Annotated in this window: 18 protein-coding genes; 15 read left to right on the forward strand and 3 right to left on the reverse strand. The window is 58.6% G+C overall.

Features of this window, described 5'->3' with window-relative positions; translation table 11 throughout:
• The first annotated feature begins 2 nt into the window (after positions 1-2).
• The 5 genes from cydB to grpE all read left to right on the forward strand — a co-directional run bounded on the left by cydB (position 3) and on the right by grpE (position 3762).
• The gene (gene cydB, locus RRH01S_RS14590) at positions 3-1010 is read left to right on the forward strand and encodes a cytochrome d ubiquinol oxidase subunit II (RefSeq protein ID WP_269155995.1); all 1008 of its coding nucleotides are present in this window, start codon (positions 3-5) and stop codon (positions 1008-1010) included.
• Positions 1010-1126, forward strand: a complete 117-nt coding sequence (locus tag RRH01S_RS33475) for a DUF2474 family protein (RefSeq protein WP_080515886.1) — start codon at positions 1010-1012, stop codon at positions 1124-1126. Before cydB ends, RRH01S_RS33475 begins: the two co-directional genes overlap by 1 nt.
• Before the next feature lie 37 nt (positions 1127-1163).
• Positions 1164-2153, forward strand: coding sequence for a cation diffusion facilitator family transporter (locus RRH01S_RS14595; protein ID WP_042472349.1), 990 nt, complete (start codon positions 1164-1166; stop codon positions 2151-2153).
• A 301-nt stretch (positions 2154-2454) separates the two neighbouring features.
• Positions 2455-3039: an HdeD family acid-resistance protein gene (locus RRH01S_RS14600; protein ID WP_042472353.1), complete on the forward strand. Its 585-nt coding sequence runs from the start codon at positions 2455-2457 to the stop codon at positions 3037-3039.
• A 57-nt stretch (positions 3040-3096) separates the two neighbouring features.
• Positions 3097-3762, forward strand: coding sequence for a nucleotide exchange factor GrpE (gene grpE / locus RRH01S_RS14605; RefSeq protein WP_042472355.1), 666 nt, complete (start codon positions 3097-3099; stop codon positions 3760-3762).
• A gap of 37 nt (positions 3763-3799) precedes the next feature.
• Here grpE and RRH01S_RS14610 read toward each other — a convergent pair whose 3' ends face one another.
• Together RRH01S_RS14610 and RRH01S_RS14615 are read right to left on the reverse strand one after the other, a co-directional pair.
• A complete protein-coding gene (locus RRH01S_RS14610) occupies positions 3800-4369 on the reverse strand; it encodes a mechanosensitive ion channel family protein (protein WP_042472359.1) in 570 nt (189 codons plus the stop codon).
• A gap of 50 nt (positions 4370-4419) precedes the next feature.
• Positions 4420-5628, reverse strand: a complete 1209-nt coding sequence (locus RRH01S_RS14615) for a molybdopterin molybdotransferase MoeA (RefSeq protein ID WP_052365209.1) — start codon at positions 5626-5628, stop codon at positions 4420-4422.
• Positions 5629-6350: 722 nt separating this feature from the next.
• On the opposite strand from RRH01S_RS14615, the gene dnaK reads away from it, so the two are divergent.
• The 10 genes from dnaK (at position 6351) to RRH01S_RS14665 (ending at position 18518) form a co-directional block, all read left to right on the forward strand.
• The gene (gene dnaK, locus RRH01S_RS14620; protein ID WP_042472364.1) at positions 6351-8255 is read left to right on the forward strand and encodes a molecular chaperone DnaK; all 1905 of its coding nucleotides are present in this window, start codon (positions 6351-6353) and stop codon (positions 8253-8255) included.
• A 127-nt stretch (positions 8256-8382) separates the two neighbouring features.
• Positions 8383-9288: a DnaJ C-terminal domain-containing protein gene (locus tag RRH01S_RS14625; RefSeq protein ID WP_034515647.1), complete on the forward strand. Its 906-nt coding sequence runs from the start codon at positions 8383-8385 to the stop codon at positions 9286-9288.
• Positions 9288-9566, forward strand: coding sequence for a chaperone modulator CbpM (locus RRH01S_RS14630; protein WP_012649641.1), 279 nt, complete (start codon positions 9288-9290; stop codon positions 9564-9566). The genes RRH01S_RS14625 and RRH01S_RS14630 overlap by 1 nt, the downstream gene beginning before the upstream one ends.
• Before the next feature lie 146 nt (positions 9567-9712).
• A complete protein-coding gene (locus RRH01S_RS14635; protein ID WP_042472369.1) occupies positions 9713-11107 on the forward strand; it encodes a sigma-54-dependent transcriptional regulator in 1395 nt (464 codons plus the stop codon).
• Complete coding sequence (locus RRH01S_RS14640; RefSeq protein WP_042472372.1) at positions 11100-13124, forward strand: sensor histidine kinase; 2025 nt, start codon at positions 11100-11102, stop codon at positions 13122-13124. The genes RRH01S_RS14635 and RRH01S_RS14640 overlap by 8 nt, the downstream gene beginning before the upstream one ends.
• Before the next feature lie 173 nt (positions 13125-13297).
• Entirely contained in the window at positions 13298-15910 is a 2613-nt protein-coding gene (gene clpB / locus RRH01S_RS14645; RefSeq protein WP_042472375.1) for an ATP-dependent chaperone ClpB, read from the forward strand.
• Between the two features lie 117 nt (positions 15911-16027).
• Positions 16028-16282: a DUF2171 domain-containing protein gene (locus tag RRH01S_RS14650; RefSeq protein WP_042472379.1), complete on the forward strand. Its 255-nt coding sequence runs from the start codon at positions 16028-16030 to the stop codon at positions 16280-16282.
• A 104-nt stretch (positions 16283-16386) separates the two neighbouring features.
• Positions 16387-16581: a hypothetical protein gene (locus RRH01S_RS14655; protein WP_042472382.1), complete on the forward strand. Its 195-nt coding sequence runs from the start codon at positions 16387-16389 to the stop codon at positions 16579-16581.
• 64 nt (positions 16582-16645) lie between these two features.
• Complete coding sequence (locus tag RRH01S_RS14660) at positions 16646-17719, forward strand: Dyp-type peroxidase (RefSeq protein ID WP_042472385.1); 1074 nt, start codon at positions 16646-16648, stop codon at positions 17717-17719.
• Positions 17712-18518, forward strand: coding sequence for a family 1 encapsulin nanocompartment shell protein (locus RRH01S_RS14665; RefSeq protein ID WP_042472388.1), 807 nt, complete (start codon positions 17712-17714; stop codon positions 18516-18518). The genes RRH01S_RS14660 and RRH01S_RS14665 overlap by 8 nt, the downstream gene beginning before the upstream one ends.
• Positions 18519-19080: 562 nt before the next feature.
• On the opposite strand, the gene RRH01S_RS34415 is transcribed toward RRH01S_RS14665, so the two are convergent.
• Positions 19081-19302 carry a hypothetical protein gene (locus tag RRH01S_RS34415; RefSeq protein ID WP_034515639.1) on the reverse strand — a complete coding sequence of 74 codons (222 nt, stop codon included), beginning with the start codon at positions 19300-19302 and terminating at the stop codon, positions 19081-19083.
• Positions 19303-19376 lie beyond the last annotated feature (74 nt).

Genomic DNA, 19376 nt, shown 5'->3' on the forward strand with positions numbered 1-19376 from the left:
CCATCATGGCCAGCATTGATCTGACTATCGTCTGGGCAGCGGTCATCGGCTTCGCGGTGATGGCCTATGTCGTGATGGACGGTTTCGACCTTGGCATCGGCATCCTATTTCCAACATTTGAGGTCGGTGACGAGCGTGATCAGGCGATGAACTCGATCGCACCGGTATGGGACGGTAATGAAACCTGGCTGGTCATGGGGGGAGGCGGACTGTTCGCTGCTTTCCCGCTCGCCTACGCGATCATTCTTCCGGCGACCTATCCGTTGATGATCGCGATGTTGCTCGGCCTGGTCTTTCGCGGTGTCGCCTTCGAGTTTCGCTGGCGCGATCCGCGTCATCGTCCGTTCTGGGATGTGGCCTTTTCCATCGGCTCGTTCGTTGCGGCATTGGCGCAGGGGATCACGCTCGGTGCGATCCTGCAGGGAATCCACGTCGAGAACGATGCCTATGCCGGCGGCTGGCTCGACTGGCTAAGCCCATTCAGCCTGTTGACAGGTATCGCCGTGGTCGTCGGTTATGCCTTGTTGGGCGCAACCTGGCTCATCTGGAAAACGGAAGGGTCGAGCCAAAGCCATGCGCGCCGCGTAGCCTTCTGGGTTGGTGCTGCAACGCTCATTGCCCTCGCGGCGGTGAGTGCGGCGACGCCGTTCCTGGCCTATGATTACTGGCGGCGTTGGTTCGCAATGCCCGGTGTGTTGCTGACCGCCCAGGTGCCATTACTCGTACTCATCTGCTCGGCAACGTTTTTCTGGAGCTTGCGGCGTGAATTCGAACGTGCGCCGTTCCTCATGGCCCTTGCGCTGTTTTTGCTGGGATTCATCGGTCTGGGGATCAGTATCTACCCCTATATCGTGCCGCGCGCGGTAACGATCTGGGATGCCGCCGCGCCGCGCGAGAGCCAGATCTTCATGCTTTTCGGAGCGCTTGTCATCATTCCCGTGATCCTCGTCTACACCGGTTGGGCCTATTGGGTGTTCCGAGGCAAGGCGGGCGTCCACGGCTATCACTGATGAGTCCCGTCGCCCCTCTTTGGAAGCGCCTTGCGTGGATGGCTGCCATCTGGGCGGCGAGCGTTGCCGCGCTTGGGCTGGTCGCAGGTGTGATCCGGTTATGTTTGCACGGTTAAGGCTATTCGATCTGGGTCAATGCAAAGGAGGTGCGCGATGATATCCGACTCGCATTTGCATCCACCCCCGTCCGCGCGGCTTGTCGTTTATGCAGCCCTCGCCGGCAATATTGCCGTTGCAGTGACCAAGCTTGCCGCAGCCATCATCACGGGCAGCGCGGCCATGTTCAGCGAAGCGGTGCATTCGATTGTCGATTCCGGCAATGAGGGATTGCTTCTTTATGGCTATCGCCGGGCCGCGCGGCGACCCGACATCTTTCATCCGCTGGGATTTGGTCGCGAGCTCTATTTCTGGAGCTTCATTGTCGCCCTCTTGCTGTTCGGGCTTGGTGCCGGCGTATCCTTGTATCAAGGGTGTCTCCACATCATGGCTCCCCAAGCCGTCGAGCATGTCATAGTGAGCTATGTCGTGTTGGGTCTTTCTTTCCTCTTCGAAAGCACGTCCTGGATCATCGCATGGCGCAATTTCGCGAGAGTGAGGGGAAAGCTCGGTTTCTGGACGGCGTTCCGGCGAAGCAAGGATCCACCCTCCTTCATGGTGTTGTTCGAGGATAGCGCGGCTCTCATAGGGATTACGATTGCCGCGGCGGGGATAGCGGCCGCTGAGGTGTTCGAGATGCCGGTTTTCGATGGCATTGCATCCATCCTGATCGGGCTTGTCCTTGCGGTTACAGCCCTTCTGCTGGCAATTGAAAGCAAGAGCCTGCTGATTGGCGAACGCGCATCGCCGGCACTTGTCGACGCAATCTGCCGGATCGCTCAGGAACAGCCGGGCGTCATCCACGCCAACAGCGCACTCACAGCGCAACTGGCGCCCAACCAGGCGGTGGTAGCCCTCAGCATAGAATTCGACAATGCGCTCGGTACCAAGCAGATCGAGGCCTGCGTGGCCGCGATCGAAAAACGGGTCCAAGCGACCCATCCCGATGTGGTCGCGCTCTTTGTGAAGCCGCAAACCCTGGGACAGTTCGAGAGCGCCAGAAAGAAGCGGTTCGGCGACTACCTGTTTCCCATCACACGATCGTAGCTTTGAATACACGGCTATGTGGCGGCGCAAAGCCGTCTTCATGGGGACGTGGCGCAGCTGCCATCGACATTCTGTCCAATTCCGATCAGACAGAATGTCCGCGTTCAATAAAGGCCGATCTTCAAGTCATTGATATAGCTATAATTTATGCATTGGCATGCCTGTTGCGTATAGCTCTGTTGCATTGTGGATGGCAGCGCCAGCAGGGCCGCAATGCCGTCGAAGCGTAAACAGACGAGGGGTCTACAGGCCGTCCTGCAGGGTGCACTCGAAAACACTTCAGTGATCAAAGGAAGGTTCCATGACGACTATCAATCGAACTTCCGCACTTTTAGAAGCATTCGCCGAAGCGCGTGCGAAATGGGGGTGGTTTGTTGCCCTCGGAATCGTCTTCATTGGTGCGGGCGTGATTGCGGTTGGCAATCTGCTTCTGGCGACGCTTGCGACGGTCTATTATGTTGGTGCGCTGATGGTCGTCGCCAGCATTATACAGATCGTCCAATCCTTTCGGGTCAAGAGCTGGGCCGGTTTCGTTTTGTGGCTTCTCAGCGGCGTTCTCTATGCCGCCGCGGGCATTACCACCTTTTTGAATCCGCTTCTGGCATCGTTCATTTTCACGCTGTTGCTGGTACTGCTTGCTGTCGCGGCAGGCGTTTCGCGCATATGCCTCGGTTTCCGGACAAGCTCCGAATCCGGCTGGGGATGGATCGTCGCGTCCGGCGTGGTGACAACAATCGCGGGATTGACCTTCCTGCTTGGTTGGCCAGTTAACAGTCTATGGCTGCTGGGATTGATTTTGTCCGTCGATCTGATTTTCCAGGGCTGCGCGTTCATTGCATTCGGTCTGCGTTTGAGAACGGCACACGAGGAGACCGTCTCAGCGTGAATGGTCGCCGGGATACAGGTGATATCGAGGAGCGAACCAATTCGTGGGAGAGATGAAATGACTGGAAAGACCAAACCGGAAGATGGACATCATCGGGCAGCCGAATCGGCCGCAACCGTTGAGCAAGCTGCAAAGAGCTCGCACGAGGCCGCGCGTAATCAATTTGGCGGAACCAATGCCGACCATGCCGCGACACATGATGGCCGCGCAGAGGCCTTCGCCAAGCTCGAGGCAGAGAATGCTGATTTGAAGGATCGTCTGCTTCGAGCCTTGGCGGAAGTCGAAAATGTGCGCCGTCGCGCCGACCGCGATCTGAACGATACACGACAATATGCTGTCGCGAAATTTGCCGGCGACATGCTGCGTGTGGCTGACAATATGGAGCGCGCCATCGCCAGCATTCCCGCCGAGGCGCTGAAGGATGAGGGGGCGTTCAAGACGCTGATTGAGGGTATCGAGCTCACGGAAAAGGAAATGCTGCGCTCTTTGGAAAAGCATGGCGTCAAGAAGCTCAATCCCATGGGAGAGCGCTTCGATCCCAATTTCCACGAGGCGCTGTTCGAGCTGCCCGATCCCTCCGTGCCGAACGGTACCGTCACCCAGGTTGTCGAGCCGGGATATGTCTTAGGGTCGCGCCCGCTGCGCCCGGCCAAGGTCGGTATCGCGCGCGGTGGCGTCCAGAGCCAGCCTGTCCCGAGGGGAGAAGGGGAACCGAAGGGTTGAACCCATAGGCATGTCATCGAAGCCGCTCGGGGTCGTGTCAATCCTGCGGAGCGTCAGTTGACGGCGAGGAAGAATCCGACGGAGCCACCGGCGATAGCTTGATCATCGTCTGTTGAGCCATTGCGCTATTTGCGATGACGATGTGGCGTTGATCGTCGGTTTTCAGAACCGTATAGCCCAGCGAGATGTTTTCGACTTCTCCGACCTCAAGCCCGGTCGGCGCCTGGATCTGAAGGCGATCGCCCTGTCGGAACGGTTTATAGAGAACGAGGCTTATTCCGGATACCAGATTGCCGAGCGTCGTCTGTGCCGCCAGTCCCAAGATAACCGACATCAGGCTGACGCCGGTCAGCAAAGCAGTGCCTAATCGATTGAGGGCCGGAACCAGGTGCGCGTAGAATGTGATCAACAACACCCAGATCATCAGGATCGAGAGGCGGCTGAGAAAGGAGATCGTGATCTGGTCGATGCGCTCGGATTTGTCATGTCGGAGCACCTCGATCATCAGTCGTCGAACCAGCCAGGAAAGGCATATCCCGACAAGGAAAAATAGCCCTGCGAGTAACGTTGCGCCCATCAGCTGGTTCGGGTCGATAAATCTGAGCATCGATTGGTTCTTCCAAGAAGTTGCTGGGCTATCACCACCCTGAAGCTTTGCTAAAAGTCCAGAACGGGAACTAGGGAGTTGGCAGGCAGCGCGGGGCCGCCAGCCGGCCGTCTGACCAGCATCTCGGCGCTTACCAGGGGAAGTTGGGCGGACGCCGATTGGCGTGGGATAATATCGGCGTGATTGCCGGTACGGCGCGCGTAAAGGAACATCTCGCGGGCGTCCGCGATCGCCACGGGCGCAGCCAGCGGCAATTCCCGCCAGTCAAGCGCGGTGTCAAATCCCCGACCCGACAGGGCGCAAAGCAGTGGCGCGAGGAACAGTCGGGCAACGGTCATCGCCGCAGACGGATTGCCTGGCAGTCCAAGCACATGCTTTCCGTAGAGTCGGCCATACCAGACCGGTTTCCCGGGCTTCATCGCCACGCCGGCGAATTTCAGCTCAAGCCCGAGCATCTTCAAGGCAGGCCGGGCCAGATCTCGATCTCCATGGGAAGCGCCGCCGGCAATAACAAGGACGTCGGTGTCAACGCACGCTAAAGCGACGGCCGTGCGGATGGCCTCGGCGTCGTCCGAGAGGAGGGCTGCCCCAGCTGTGTCCGCACCCCATTGTTTTGCCATCAGCTGGAGCGGCAATGTCAGACTGTCGGGTATACGTCGATCGGTTGAAGCCGCCGCTCCCGCAGGGGCAAGCTCGTCACCGCTGGTAATGACGCGCAGCCTCGGCCGCTTGTAGACATGCATGGTCGGCTGATCGGATGCGGCGGCGACCAGCAATCTTGGCGGATCAAGTTGCGTGCCCGGATCGAGAAGAACTTGCCCTGCATGGAAGCCGGATCCCTTCAGCCGAACGTGGAGTGCTGTGGGCACGGGGCCAACGATGCGGATAATTCCATCCCGTTCTCCGGTCAGCTCGAAGGGGATAACGCGATCCTTGCACCGCGGCATGGGCGCACCCGTCATGATCCGCACCGTCGTCTCGGGGCCAAGCGCAGGAGGTGCGGCATCGCCGGGATAGCTTGCGCCAACGAGGCGGAAATCTCGCCTGTTCGCCTGCACCGCACGGTCTTCTACGGCGAAGCCATCCATCGCAGCGACATCCTCGCGCGGCGAGTCGACGCGTGCTCTTACTGCTTCCGCCAGTACCCGAAAGCCGGCATCCCCGATCGGGATCTCCTGTGATGCCAGTGGCTCTGCTTGCGAGCGCAAGATGGCATGCGCCTCGTCGAGCGTATGTGGTGCGGCGCACGGTATTTCCATTACTGGCATTCCCGCATGGTAGCGAGTGTCGTCTCGCTGCAATTCGATTTTGACATCTGATCCAACATCCTGCTGCCTCTCATGGTCACCAGCATCTCCGCAGCAACAAGCGTGCCATTCCGTTACGCTAGCAACATCAATGGCTTAGGTAATATTTTCCTTCGTTTTCAGACATTTTGTCCAAATGTCGGGAGAAGTTGTCCTCGGCGCTTCTGAAAGAGCGCGCGTGTCCCGTCTCATCTGACATGAGCATGCCTTCGCCGACCATCGCTACCGTCTTTGCGTCCCCCAAATTCGGTACGGACAATTTGTCTGGCTCTGCAAGGACATCTTGTCCTTCGTCCCCATTCTTCCCTTCCTAACCCATTGAAATTGTTATTTTCGTAAACTGGCACGTCTGTTGCTGTCTTTTATGGGTGGGGAATATCGACGTGTTATGCGCGCAGGGGAGAAACGGGCTGGCATGCGAATGCGCCGGGCAAGACGAGATGGTTCGATTGCAGAATCCAAGGCGGGGGAACCTTGTCGCGATCGATTTGTTTTTAGGGATCTTCCCCGAAGAGTGGGCCGGTTCCGACATGGCGAACAGCCCAAGGAGAACATCGGGCGGCGGAGATGCGGCAAGAAGCTCCGTAGATCTTAGAGTTCCGGCTATCGCCGCGCCAATGAGCCGAACAGACACGGAATAGACCATAAATCTAAATTCAAAGAGGAGAAATGTGGTGGTCAAAGTCATCGGAATCGATTTGGGAACGACCAATTCTTGCGTAGCCGTCATGGAGGGCAAGAATACGCGGATTATCGAAAATTCCGAAGGCGCGCGTACGACGCCTTCGATTGTTGCGTTTACAAGTGACGGTGAGCGCCTGGTTGGGCAGCCGGCCCGACGGCAGGCGGTGACCAATCCCACCAACACAATCTTTGCCGTGAAGCGTTTGATCGGTCGCCGTTACGACGATCCGACCGTCGAAAAGGACAAGGGACTGGTTCCCTACAAAATCGTCAAGGCCGGGAACGGCGACGCCTGGGTCGAGGCCGAGGGCAAGACCTACTCGCCGTCGCAAATATCGGCTTTCATCCTACAGAAGATGAAGGAAACGGCGGAAGCCAATCTTGGTGAGAAGGTGAGCCAGGCGGTCATCACCGTGCCGGCCTATTTCAACGACGCGCAGCGTCAGGCTACGAAGGACGCCGGTAAGATCGCCGGTCTGGAAGTCCTGCGCATCATCAACGAGCCGACAGCGGCAGCGCTTGCCTACGGGCTTGAGAAGAAGAAGCAGGCCAAGATCGCGGTGTACGATCTCGGCGGCGGCACCTTCGACGTTTCCATTCTCGATATCGGCGACGGCGTCTTCGAGGTGAAGGCGACCAACGGCGATACGTTCCTGGGCGGTGAAGATTTCGACATGCGCCTTGTCAATTATCTGGCGGATGAATTCCAGCGCGAGCAAGGGATAGATCTGAGAAAGGACAAGCTTGCTCTGCAGCGTCTGAAGGAAGCTGCGGAAAAAGCCAAGATCGAGCTTTCCACATCCACACAGACCGAAGTCAATCTGCCGTTCATTACGGCGGACGCTACCGGCCCGAAACATCTCCAGGTCAAGATCACGCGGGCGAAGTTTGAGTCACTGGTTGAAGATCTCGTGCAGAGGACTATCGAGCCCTGTCTCAGCGCCCTTAAGGACGCGGGCCTGACAGCCAACGAGATCAGCGAGGTGGTGCTGGTCGGCGGTATGACCAGAATGCCGAAGATCCAGGAAATCGTGCAGAAGATTTTCGGCAAGGAGCCGCATAAGGGTGTCAACCCGGACGAAGTGGTTGCGGTCGGTGCAGCTATCCAGGCGGGCGTGCTGCAAGGCGATGTCAAGGATGTCCTGCTTCTCGACGTTACCCCATTGTCGCTCGGCCTTGAAACATTAGGTGGCGTCTTCACCCGCCTCATTGAGCGCAACACCACTGTGCCGGCCAAAAAGAGCCAGGTGTTCTCGACTGCCGAGGACAACCAGAACGCCGTCACGATCCGCGTTTTTCAGGGCGAGCGTGAAATGGCCGCCGACAACAAGATGCTCGGGCAGTTTGACCTGATGGGCATTCCGGCGGCACCACGCGGCGTGCCGCAAATCGAAGTGACCTTCGATATCGACGCCAACGGCATCGTCAATGTCTCGGCGAAGGACAAGGGCACGGGCAAGGAGCAGCGCATCCAGATTCAAGCCTCGGGCGGCCTGTCGGAGGCCGACATCGAAAGAATGGTCAAGGACGCGGAAGCGCATGCCGTCGAAGACAAGAAGCGCAAGGAAGCCGTGGAGGCAAAGAATTCTGCGGAAGCACTGCTGCATGCGACCGAGAAGGGCGTGGCGGAACATGGTGGAAATCTGTCGGAGGCCGATCGCCGCGCGATCGAAAATGCGATGGCGGACCTGCGCGAAGCGGTGAAAGGCGACGACGCATCCGCGATCAGTGCAAAAGCGAGCGCCCTGCAACAGCAGTCAACGAAACTGGCGGAGGCGGCTCAAGCGGGGACGCAGAGCCCGTCCGATACCAGCGCGTCTCAGGCTGCCAATGACGATGTCGTCGATGCCGAATTCACCGAGGTGGAAGACGACGACAAAAAGACCTCACCGTAGCGGGTCTTGTGCGGCGGGGTTGGTGCTCAACCCGGCCAAATCGAGTGCAGTGGCCGGGATACCCCGGCCACCCGTATCCGGCCGGTGTGCATGTTTCGTGATCAATAAGATTCTTCCGGAGTAAGTTGTGAAAAATCCTTACGAGGTTCTCGGTGTTGCCCCGACGGCGTCTGCGGCCGAGATGCAAAGCGCGTACCGCAAGCTTGCGAAGAAGCTGCATCCGGATCTCAATCCCGGCGACAAGACGGCTGAGGAAAAATTCAAGGAGGTCGCGGGTGCCTATGACTTGCTCGGCGATGCCGAGAAACGGAAACGTTTCGATAGCGGTGAAATTGACGCTTCGGGCGCCGAGCGGCCGCAACATCCATATTATCGGGATTTCGCCGGCGCGGATCAGGGCCATCCCTATTCGGATACCGCCGGATTTGCTGACTTCATGGATGCGGACGATGCCTTTGCCGAGCTTCTGCGGCGCGGCCAGAGAGGGCGTGCGAACCGGCGCGGGCAGGATATGCACTTCCGTCTGCCGATCGATTTCGTGGAATCGATCGTGGGCGCCAACAAGCGCCTGACATTGCCGGACGGTGGCACGCTCGACGTGAAGATCCCGCCGGGTTTGGTGGACGGACAGGTCCTCCGTCTCAAGGGCAAGGGGGCACCTGGTGCCGGCAAGGGCACTCCCGGGGATGCCCTGATCGAGGTTGAGGTTCTGCCTGACCGGCGCTTCACCCGCGAGGGTGACGACATCTCCCTGGAGTTGCCGATCTCGCTGTCCGAAGCGGTCCTTGGCGGGCGTATCCGCGTTCCCACCCCGACCGGGGATGTCACGATGTTGGTGCCAAAGGGGTCGAACACGGGGACGACCTTGCGCCTGAAAGGCAAGGGTGCGCCTCATCGTGGCGGCGGCCAAGGCGATCAGTTTGTCAGGTTGAAGGTGGTTCTGCCGAAATCCCCGGATCCCGAACTCGAGGCGTTCGTGGCGAACTGGAGCGCCGGGAAAGATTTCAATCCGCGCGAAGATAGGACATCATGATGAACAAGCAGGAGTTTCTAACCTCTTCAGGCCTTCAGGTTCAGACTCTGGAATTCTGGCTCGAGCAGCGCTGGATCATCCCGAAGAAGCAGGCGACCGGTGGGATCGGGTTCTCCGACATCGATATCGCGCGTGCCCGTTTCATCCGAGAGCTACAGGAGAATCTCGGAGCGAATGACGAGGGCATCGACGTCATCCTGCATCTGATGGATCAGCTCCACGGAATGCGTCGGGCGCTCGCGCAGTTGCGCCAGGATATGCAGGAACGCTCGGTTTAGCGATGCCGTCGCCTGGTTGGCAGTCAACGTGCAATTTTGCCTCGGCTTATTTGTCGCTCTGCGGAAAGTTGCGGCGTTGATGTAATCTATCGTTGCGTAAATCGTCATGCTAGCCCGTCAGTTGGCTGATGTCGGAGGGAAGTTGAATGGCACAGGATCGAACCAATGATAGTGCCGAGCCTGTCACAGACCCGGAGTTTGGGCCGTGGCTGGCCCAGGCATCGATCCTGATCGTTGACGACGAGCCCGGCATACGCAATTTCCTGGTCAAGATTCTTCTGCCACGCTGCAAGCTGATTGAGGTGGCCGCAGACACGAAAGAGGCGTCGCGCAAGCTCGACGAGCAGAATTTCGATGTCGTCATTCTCGACAATATCATGCCGGGTCAAAATGGTCTCGATTGGCTTGCCGAACAACGCACCATCGGCTTCTTCGCCGATGTCATCCTGATGACCGCATATGCCGATCTGGATACCGCGATTGGAGCCCTGCGCGCCGGTGTCGTCGATTTCATTCTAAAGCCGTTCCGCTCGAACCAGTTGCTGAACGCCGTGGCGCGCTGTCTCGACCGGATGCGGTTGCAGCGCGAGAATGAGGTTCTGCGCCAGGAGCTGAAATCGCCATCGCATCAGATCTTTCTGCGCAACAAGCTGCTTGGCGAATCCAAGGCGATCCAGCACGTCCGCGAGACCATCGCACGCGTTGCGCCCTTACCGACCTCGGTCCTCCTGACCGGCAAGTCCGGAACGGGGAAGGAGGTCGCCGCCCGTTCGCTTCACTCTCTTTCCAACCGATCCGACAAGCTTTTCGTGCCGATCAATTGCGGTGCTATCCCTGCCGATATGATCGAAAGCGAATTGTTCGGTCATCTGAAGGGGGCTTTCACCGGCGCGGGGAGAGCTCGCGAAGGCCTGTTCATGCACGCGCATGGCGGCACCGTGTTTCTCGACGAAATCGGCGAGCTTCCCTATGCGCTGCAGACGAAGCTACTCCGTGTGCTGGAGGATCGCCGCGTGCGGCCCGTCGGCTCGGAACGCGAGGTTCCCTTTGATGCACGTTTCGTCTTTGCCACCAATGCCGATCTTCCAAAGCGCGTCGAGGCCGGCGCCTTCCGCGCCGATCTTTATTTTCGCATCAACGTGATGCAGATTCATCTGCCGCCGTTGAAGGATCGCGGCGATGATGTGGCGGAGCTCGCGACGCTTTTCATGCGTGAATTTGCCCAGCAGCTTGGCATGCCTCCGATCGCGATCGATGACAGGGTCCGTGCCTCGCTCGCGCGCTATGATTGGCCGGGGAATATCCGGGAATTGCGGAATCTGATCGAGAGAACGGTGATCCTCGGCGGCTTTCCGGAAGACATCGAGAGGGTCGCCGATGACGATGATGGCCATAGTGGGGGGCACAGCCTCGCGGAGATCGAGCGGCGGCATATTCTGTCCGTCCTGCGCGAGGTCGGCGGCGACCGCGAAGAAGCGGCTCGCCGGCTGGGTATCTCGCGCAAGACCGTCGACCGCAAATGCGTAAGTTGGCATGTTTAAACGCGTGCCCGGCATGATGATCGGGAAAAGATCCGTGCGCCACCGCCTGCTGGCGATCGCGCTTGTGCCGATGCTCGTCATCCTGCCGCTGCTGCTTGGCATCAGCATTTACCGCTGGAATAGCCGGTTCGATGCCATGACCGTCTCCAAGGTCAATGATGACCTGACGATCGCGCATCAATATTTGGGCCGGATCCTCGAGAATACGGAGGGCCAGCTTTTTGCCGTGAGTGAATCGGCCCGGTTTCAGGAGCTGCTTCAGAAAGGCAATGGCTTAAACGGCAATTTTTCGGCCTTTCTCAAGGGAACTGCACAGGGACGCAGGTTCGATTTCCTCTATGTTGTCAGCGACGACGGACATATCATCGTCAGCGGATACCCGATGAGTTCCCCGCCCATCCGCTGGAATTGGCCGGCCATTGGCTCGGCCCTTGAGGGCCGCTCTAAGACGAGTATCGATGTCTTTGGACAGGCCGAACTTGCTGCGATATCGCCGGAACTCGCGCAACGGGCACGCATTGAGATTGTTCCGACCGTTGGAAGTGCTGCGACCAACCTGACCGAGGAAACACGCGGTCTGGTCCTCCAGTCGGCAATCGCCTTGATACTACCCGACGGTCGGCGCGCAGCCCTGGTCGGTGGTATCCTTTTGAATCAAAACCTCGCCTTCGTCGATACGATCAACGACCTCATCTATCACGGCTCGGGTCTGCCCGAAGGCAGCCACGGCACGGTCACCTTGTTCCTCGATGATGTCCGTATCAGTACCAATGTGCATTTGTTCGAGGGCCGTCGGGCCATTGGCACGCGCGTCTCGGCTGAGGTTCGCAACGCCGTGCTTGACCAGGGACGAACGTGGCTCGATAGCGCCTTCGTCGTCAATGGCTGGTATATCTCAGGCTATGAGCCGATCCTTGACAGCTACAATCGCCGGGTCGGCATGCTCTATGCGGGGTTTCTCGAAAAGCCGATTACTCAGGCAAAATACGAGACATTGCTAACGATCGTAGCCGCATTCCTCATCGCTGTTGCTGCGACCGTTCCGCTGTTCCTGATATGGGCCCGCAGCATCTTCAAGCCCCTTGAGCGCATGACCGGCACCATCGCCCGTGTGGAGGGCGGCGATCTCTCCGCGCGAACTGGTCCCGTCGAGAATAGGGACGAGATCGGCCAGGTGGCGTTGCATCTGGACCATTTGCTCGACCTCACTCAACAGCGCGACGCCGAGCTGCGTCAATTGAACGAGGAACTCAATCAGCGGGTCGAGCAACGGGCGCTTGAACTGCACGACGCGACACGGCAATTGGAGACGACGACCAAGCAACTCGTGATGTCCGAGAAGCTGGCGGTGATTGGGGAGATCACGGCGGGGGTCGCTCACGAGATCAACAATCCGATTGCGGTCATGCAAGGCAATCTCGAAGTGATCCGCGAGGTGATGGGATCCGATGCCGACAATGCCAGTACGGAGTTTCGCCTTATCGGTCAACAGATGCATCGTATCTCGGAGATCGTCACCAAGCTTCTCCAATTCGCCAAACCACAGGAATATTCCGGCTATTCCGAACACTATGCCGCAGCCGGCATCGTCTCCGACACATTGCCGCTCGTCCAGCATCTGCTCAAGAAGACGACGATCGCACTTGAAAGGGAAGATCGTGCCTTGCGGCCGATCATGATGAGCCGAACCGAATTGCAGCAGGTTCTGGTCAATCTGATCGTCAACGCCATACATGCCATGCCGAATGGCGGGCGGCTGACCTTGCGAACGATTGACTCCGACATGGACGGGCAGGCGGGAGTTGCCATTCAGGTCGAGGATACGGGCATGGGCATGGCGCCGGACGTGATTCAGAAAATCTTCGATCCGTTTTTTACCACCAAGACCCGGGAAGGCACGGGGCTTGGCCTTTCGGTCAGCCAGATGCTGATGGCGCGACAGGGCGGCAAGATCGCAGTCAGGAGCGAGCCCGGCAAAGGCACGACGTTCACCGTCTGGATGCCGGAAGCACATTGACGCTCTCAGGCTCGCACGGACATTTTGTCTTGCATTCTCCCGACATATTGTCCGCCTTTGATAGCTGCCTGATCATATCTCGTTGATTTCATTGCCCGCTCGAACTGGCACGCTCGTTGCTCAAAGACTCTCTGAAGCAGGAGCGATGGCATGCGTCCGGAGGAGGTGGCTCAATGAACGCGGAAAAATATACAGATCGTGCAAGAGGCTTCATCCAATCCGCGCAGTCGCTTGCCACGCGAGAGGGAAACCAGCAATTTACACCTCTCCATATTCTGAAAGTTCTGCTTGATGACAGCGAGGGTCTTGCCGGTGGCCTGATCGACCGCTCGGGCGGCAATTCGCGTGCGATCCTCAGCTCGACCGAAGACGCCTTGGCAAAATTGCCGAAGGTGACGGGTGCGGGGGCCGGACAAGTCTATCTCGCGCCCGAAACCGCGCGCCTCTTTACGGCCGCGGAACAGGCAGCGGAAAAAGCAGGCGATAGCTTCGTGACGGTGGAACGGCTGTTGCAGGCGCTTGTCGCCGACAAGCACGGCGAAGCCGGAAAACTTCTCGCACAGGGAGGCGTTAATCCGCAACAGCTCAACGCGGCCATCAACGCCTTGCGCAAGGGTCGCACCGCCGATAGTGCCTCGGCTGAAAACGCTTATGACGCGCTGAAGAAATATGCTCGCGATCTGACGCAGGCGGCGCGGGACGGCAAGCTCGATCCCGTCATCGGACGCGACGAGGAAATCCGCCGCACGATCCAGGTCCTTTCGCGGCGCACCAAGAACAATCCGGTGCTGATCGGCGAGCCAGGTGTCGGCAAGACTGCCATCGTCGAAGGGCTGGCATTGCGGATCGTCAACGGCGACGTACCGGAAAGCCTGAAGGACAAGCAGCTGCTCGCGCTCGATCTCGGTGCGCTGATCGCCGGCGCGAAATATCGCGGAGAATTTGAGGAACGTCTGAAAGCCGTGCTGCAGGAAGTTACCTCCGCTGCGGGCGGGATTATCCTGTTCATCGATGAGATGCATACGCTGATCGGCGCCGGAAAAACCGACGGCGCAATGGATGCGTCCAATCTGCTGAAGCCGGCCCTGGCGCGGGGCGAGCTGCATTGCGTCGGGGCCACCACGCTCGACGAATACCGCAAGCATGTCGAGAAGGATCCGGCGCTTGCGCGGCGGTTCCAGCCGGTGTTCGTGCCGGAGCCGACGGTCGAGGATACGATCTCGATCCTGCGCGGGCTGAAGGAGAAATACGAACTCCATCACGGGGTCCGGATCGCCGATTCCGCCTTGGTGGCGGCTGCGACGCTGTCAAACCGCTACATCACGGACCGCTTCCTCCCCGACAAGGCCATCGACCTGATGGACGAGGCCGCGGCCCGGTTGAAGATGCAGGTCGATTCCAAGCCGGAGGAGCTGGACTCTCTCGACCGTGAGATCATACGGCGCAAGATCGAGCAGGAGGCGCTCAAGAAGGAAGCGGATGCCGGTTCCAAGAGCCGGCTGAAGACGCTCGGCGAGGAATTGACCAGGCTGGAAAAGGCGTCGGCCGATTTGACCTCGAAATGGCAGTCGGAGAAGGGCAAGCTCTCCGACGCCCAGAAGATGAGGAGCGAGCTGGAACAGTTTCGCACCGAACTCGCCAATGCCCAGCGCTCCGGTGAATATCAGCGGGCTGGCGAGCTTGCCTACAGCACGATCCCGGAGCTTGAGAAGAAACTCGCCGCCGTCGAAGCCAGCGAGAATTCCTCGATCACCGAAACGGTGACGGCCGACAATATCGCGCAGGTGGTGTCGCGCTGGACAGGCGTGCCGGTCGACAAGATGCTCGAGGGCGAGAAGGATAAGCTTCTTCATATGGAAGAGATGCTTGGCAAGCGCGTCGTCGGCCAGGCGCAGGCCGTGCGCGCTGTGTCGACTGCCGTCCGGCGCGCCCGTGCCGGGCTGCAGGACCCCAGCCGCCCGATCGGCTCGTTCATGTTTCTGGGTCCCACTGGCGTCGGTAAGACCGAGCTTGCAAAGGCGCTGGCGGAGTTCATGTTCGATGATGAAACGGCGATGGTGCGTATCGACATGTCGGAGTTCATGGAGAAGCATTCCGTCGCGCGGTTGATCGGCGCTCCTCCGGGATATGTCGGCTATGACGAGGGTGGTGTGCTGACCGAAGCCGTGCGGCGGCGGCCCTATCAGGTCGTGCTCTTCGATGAGATCGAAAAGGCGCATCCGGACGTGTTCAACGTCCTGCTGCAGGTTCTCGACGACGGCCGCCTGACCGACGGTCAAGGTCGCACAGTCGACTTCCGCAACACGCTAATCATCATGACCTCGAACATCGGCGCGGAATATCTCGTAAACCAGCCGGAAGGCGAAAAGACAAGCATGGTGCGCGGTGAGGTCATGACGATGGTGCGCGCGCATTTCCGTCCGGAGTTTCTCAACCGCATCGACGCCATCATCCTGTTTCACCGGTTGCAGAAGAGTGAAATGGGGCAGATCGTCGAAATTCAGTTCGCGCGATTGCGGAAAATCTTGGATGATCGCAAGATCGAGCTTACGCTCGATGCGAAGGGGAGGACCTGGCTTGCCGACAAAGGGTGGGATCCTGCCTATGGCGCCCGTCCGTTGAAGCGCGTGATCCAGCGCTACGTACAGGACCCGCTGGCGGAAATGATCCTTGCGGGCGATGTGCGTGACGGTTCAACGGTGAAGCTCTCCGCGGGCAAGGACGGCCTCACATTCAATGGAAAGAAGCCGGTGATGGTGGAGGAAGACGATTTTGACCTCGTCTGAACCGACTGTCCAACAACCCGTTTCAGTCGTGGTGTCGAGGACGAATTTGACCCGATCGCCGTACGACCATTGGCAACGTTTTATCGAGGCAACAGCTGAACGAAGGAGAAAGCTGCAATGACGGACAAGATCAAGGAAAATATGGAAGTCATCGGTGCCGATGGCGTGCACGTCGGAACGGTGGATCGCCTGGAGGGCGACCGTATCAAGCTCAAGAAGAGCGACAGTTTCGGGCGCCATGAGGGACATTATCACTACATTGAGATCGGTTTCGTCGCGGGCGTCGAGGGGGACAAGGTTCGTCTCTCCGCGAATGCCGACATTGCCGTGACCCTGGAAGAAGAACAATCCGGGCGGCCGGTCAACTTGTGATGAACGCCTTGAGGCAGCCGGTCAGGCTGCCTCAATCACTCTGGTCTTTGTAAGGCTGGGTGTCCCAGCGTCAACTTCGTCTTCAACCTGGGAAAGTTGCAGCGATGCCAGAATATGATCTCTACATCAACGTCAAGAAACCCGGCATGGGCCTTTATGTGCACACCGGCGCGGCTCTCCCCGATTTCGCGGATCCGAAAGACTGGGTCTTCGATGGTACCGCGGCACAGGATCTGTTGCCGCCGAGCGTCGTGGAAGGTGTCGAAGCGGATGGGCATGCCTTTCGCGACATGGATTGATGGCGTCGAGAGCCGACGGATGAGCAGGCCGCATTCTCAACAAAGGACAACAAACGGATCGCCAATGGACGCAAATTCTCCCACTGCCATTTCTCAGCCGGTTGTCGCAAAGCTGACGCGGGCAGCGATATTTCTCGTCGTGACAGTCAATTCCGGCTCGCAGCATGATGCGACCGTTCGCGCCTTGTGCGGCGATCTGTCCGGACTGCTGCGTGCCGTCGGGTTCCGTGACCTCGAGGGCCGGCTGTCCTGCGTCATGGGGTTCGGCTCCGACGCATGGGACCGACTTTTCGGAACGCCAAGGCCGATGGATCTGCATCCGTTCCGCGAGATCCGCGGTCGGCATCATGCCGTCTCGACACCCGGCGATATCCTCTTTCACATCCGTTCAACCCGCATGGATCTCTGTTTTGAACTGGCAGCACAGATCATGTCGCGGCTCAGCGGCGCGGTCTCTGTGATGGATGAGGTGCATGGCTTCAACTATTTCGACGATCGCGACTTGATCGGCTTCGTCGATGGCACCGAGAACCCGGTGGATCAGGACGCGGTCAAGGCGACGATCATCGGCGAGGAGGACCTTCCCTTTGCTGGCGGCAGCTATGTCGTCGTGCAGAAGTATCTGCACGATCTGACGGGGTGGAACGAAGTACCCGTCGCCGAGCAGGAAAAAATCGTCGGGCGCATGAAACTCTCCGACATCGAACTGGATGATGCCGTCAAGCCAAGCTACGCGCACAACGCCCTGACGACCATCATCGAGGACGGCGAGCAGCTGGAAATCGTGCGTGACAACATGCCGTTCGGCGAGGTCGGGAAGGGGGAGTTCGGTACCTATTTCATCGGCTATGCCCGCTCGCCACGCAGGATCGAGCAGATGCTCGAGAACATGTTCATCGGTCGGCCGCCTGGAAATTACGATCGGCTGCTCGACTTCAGCCGCGTGGTGACCGGAACGCTGTTCTTCGTGCCCACCGCGACGTTCCTGGATGATGTTGTGGCTGGTGATGCGGCCCCATCGGTTATTGCCCCGAGTTCGAAAGAGCCCGAGGCGGCGGAGAGAGTTCAGTCGCGATCGTCCCCAGGCGACGGCTCGCTCGGTATTGGTTCTTTAAAAAATGAGGCAGGTTATGAATAATCTTCATCGGCAATTAGCCCCCATCTCCGACAGTGCTTGGGCACAAATCGAAGAAGAGGCGTCTCGCACGCTCAAGCGCCATTTGGCGGCGCGTCGGGTCGTGGATGTGCAGGACCCTGGAGGTGTCGAACTGTCGGCGGTCGGCACCGGCCATCTCAAACCTATCCCGGGACCTGGCGATGGGGTTCAGACTGCGCTTCGCGAAGTGAAGACACTTGTCGAGCTGCGCGTTCCGTTCAAGCTGACGCGCCAGGCGATCGACGATGTGGAGCGCGGCGCGGAAGATTCAGACTGGTCGCCTGTCAAGGATGCGGCGCGCAAGATCGCCTTCGCCGAAGATCGCTCTGTCTTCGATGGATATGCCGCGGCGGGGATTCAGGGCATTCGCGAGGGCAGCAGCAATCCGATATTGCCCTTGCCTTCCAATGTGAGGGGATATCCGGATGCGGTCGCCAAGGCTGTAAGCCAGTTGCGATTGGCCGGTGTCAATGGCCCCTATGCGCTTGTGCTGGGCACAGAAGCATACACCGCAGCCAGTGGCGGCAGCGACGACGGTTATCCGGTCTTCCATCATATCGAGCGTGTCGTCGACGGAGGGATCATCTGGGCGCCTGCTAACGAAGGAGGATTCGTACTCACAACTCGCGGCGGCGATTTTGAGCTGGATATCGGCCAGGATATCTCCATCGGTTACCTAAGCCATTCCAGCACTGTCGTGGAACTGTACCTTCAGGAGACCTTCACCTTCCGGATGCTGACCGCTGAGGCGGCTGTCGTGCTCGCGCCTTCGGAAACGTGATCGTGAAAGCGATACGGCTGTTGAATTCCGCCGTTATTTGACCCGTCTTTCCACTTGGCGCTGACTCTGCTAGGCGGAGACAGGCCCATGAAGGGCTTCACTATTTTGAACTAATTGTGGACTATCGTGAAATGGCAAACGAGGTGAGTTTCGTATGGAATTCAACATCCCGCGCACAGGTCTCATAACTGCGGTGGTAATCCCCCGTTTCTAACGGGGGATTACAATGAGAGGGAGAACCAGGCTCGGCTTCTCGTCGAAAGTAGTTGCAGATTGGTGATGAACTCGCCATATAATTGAAATATGGGCGGCCGGAAGTCAGTGTGGCAAAGTGGATACACTTGTCGCTGGCTAAGCAGAAAGCCGTAATTTCCTAAAAATAGTCCGTAATTTTCTAAAATACCGCTGTCACGAATGGAGCGATGCTGGCCATCGTAACCATTCGGTGCGCTATGGACACTCAATTCTCAGGTTTTGAAATCTTTGCTCCGAAAGTCGAGGTAGCCCGGACTGCCTTGCAACGGCAATACGCCGACCGCCTACCTGCGCTGAACTTGATCATTTATTTGCCTGCCTTGCCTATGGGTTGACCTCCCCGGCCTATGCCGAACGGGAACCGGCCCTTCATTTCGATATCTGCCGCGCTCTGGTTGCGGAATGGAGTTGTTTGTCCGGTTTCCAGCATGCTGGCAAAGCCAGGACCAAACAGGATCAGATCTGACAGGACTTCTATCGCGTGATGGATTTCGCCGCCGGCATCGAATGTGCCCGAGGCATCGATCACCCGTGACTTGAGTGTAGTGCCATACAGCTAACCCTTACGAATTCGGCGATGCCGATGCTTCAATCGATCGGGAG

This window comes from Rhizobium rhizogenes NBRC 13257, assembly GCF_000696095.1.
GTDB classification, from domain to species: domain Bacteria; phylum Pseudomonadota; class Alphaproteobacteria; order Rhizobiales; family Rhizobiaceae; genus Rhizobium; species Rhizobium rhizogenes.

Excerpts from the sequence above, each read along its gene's own strand:
- RRH01S_RS33475 (WP_080515886.1), top strand. The coding sequence starts at position 1,010 with ATGAGTCCCGTCGCCCCTCTTTGGAAGCGCCTTGCGTGGATGGCTGCC.
- RRH01S_RS14595 (WP_042472349.1), top strand. The coding sequence starts at position 1,164 with ATGATATCCGACTCGCATTTGCATCCACCCCCGTCCGCGCGGCTTGTC.
- RRH01S_RS14600 (WP_042472353.1), top strand. The coding sequence starts at position 2,455 with ATGACGACTATCAATCGAACTTCCGCACTTTTAGAAGCATTCGCCGAA.
- grpE (WP_042472355.1), top strand. The coding sequence starts at position 3,097 with ATGACTGGAAAGACCAAACCGGAAGATGGACATCATCGGGCAGCCGAA.
- RRH01S_RS14610 (WP_042472359.1), bottom strand. The coding sequence starts at position 4,369 with ATGCTCAGATTTATCGACCCGAACCAGCTGATGGGCGCAACGTTACTC.
- RRH01S_RS14615 (WP_052365209.1), bottom strand. The coding sequence starts at position 5,628 with ATGGAAATACCGTGCGCCGCACCACATACGCTCGACGAGGCGCATGCC.
- RRH01S_RS14630 (WP_012649641.1), top strand. The coding sequence starts at position 9,288 with ATGAACAAGCAGGAGTTTCTAACCTCTTCAGGCCTTCAGGTTCAGACT.
- RRH01S_RS14635 (WP_042472369.1), top strand. The coding sequence starts at position 9,713 with ATGGCACAGGATCGAACCAATGATAGTGCCGAGCCTGTCACAGACCCG.
- RRH01S_RS14640 (WP_042472372.1), top strand. The coding sequence starts at position 11,100 with ATGTTTAAACGCGTGCCCGGCATGATGATCGGGAAAAGATCCGTGCGC.
- clpB (WP_042472375.1), top strand. The coding sequence starts at position 13,298 with ATGAACGCGGAAAAATATACAGATCGTGCAAGAGGCTTCATCCAATCC.
- RRH01S_RS14650 (WP_042472379.1), top strand. The coding sequence starts at position 16,028 with ATGACGGACAAGATCAAGGAAAATATGGAAGTCATCGGTGCCGATGGC.
- RRH01S_RS14655 (WP_042472382.1), top strand. The coding sequence starts at position 16,387 with ATGCCAGAATATGATCTCTACATCAACGTCAAGAAACCCGGCATGGGC.
- RRH01S_RS14660 (WP_042472385.1), top strand. The coding sequence starts at position 16,646 with ATGGACGCAAATTCTCCCACTGCCATTTCTCAGCCGGTTGTCGCAAAG.
- RRH01S_RS14665 (WP_042472388.1), top strand. The coding sequence starts at position 17,712 with ATGAATAATCTTCATCGGCAATTAGCCCCCATCTCCGACAGTGCTTGG.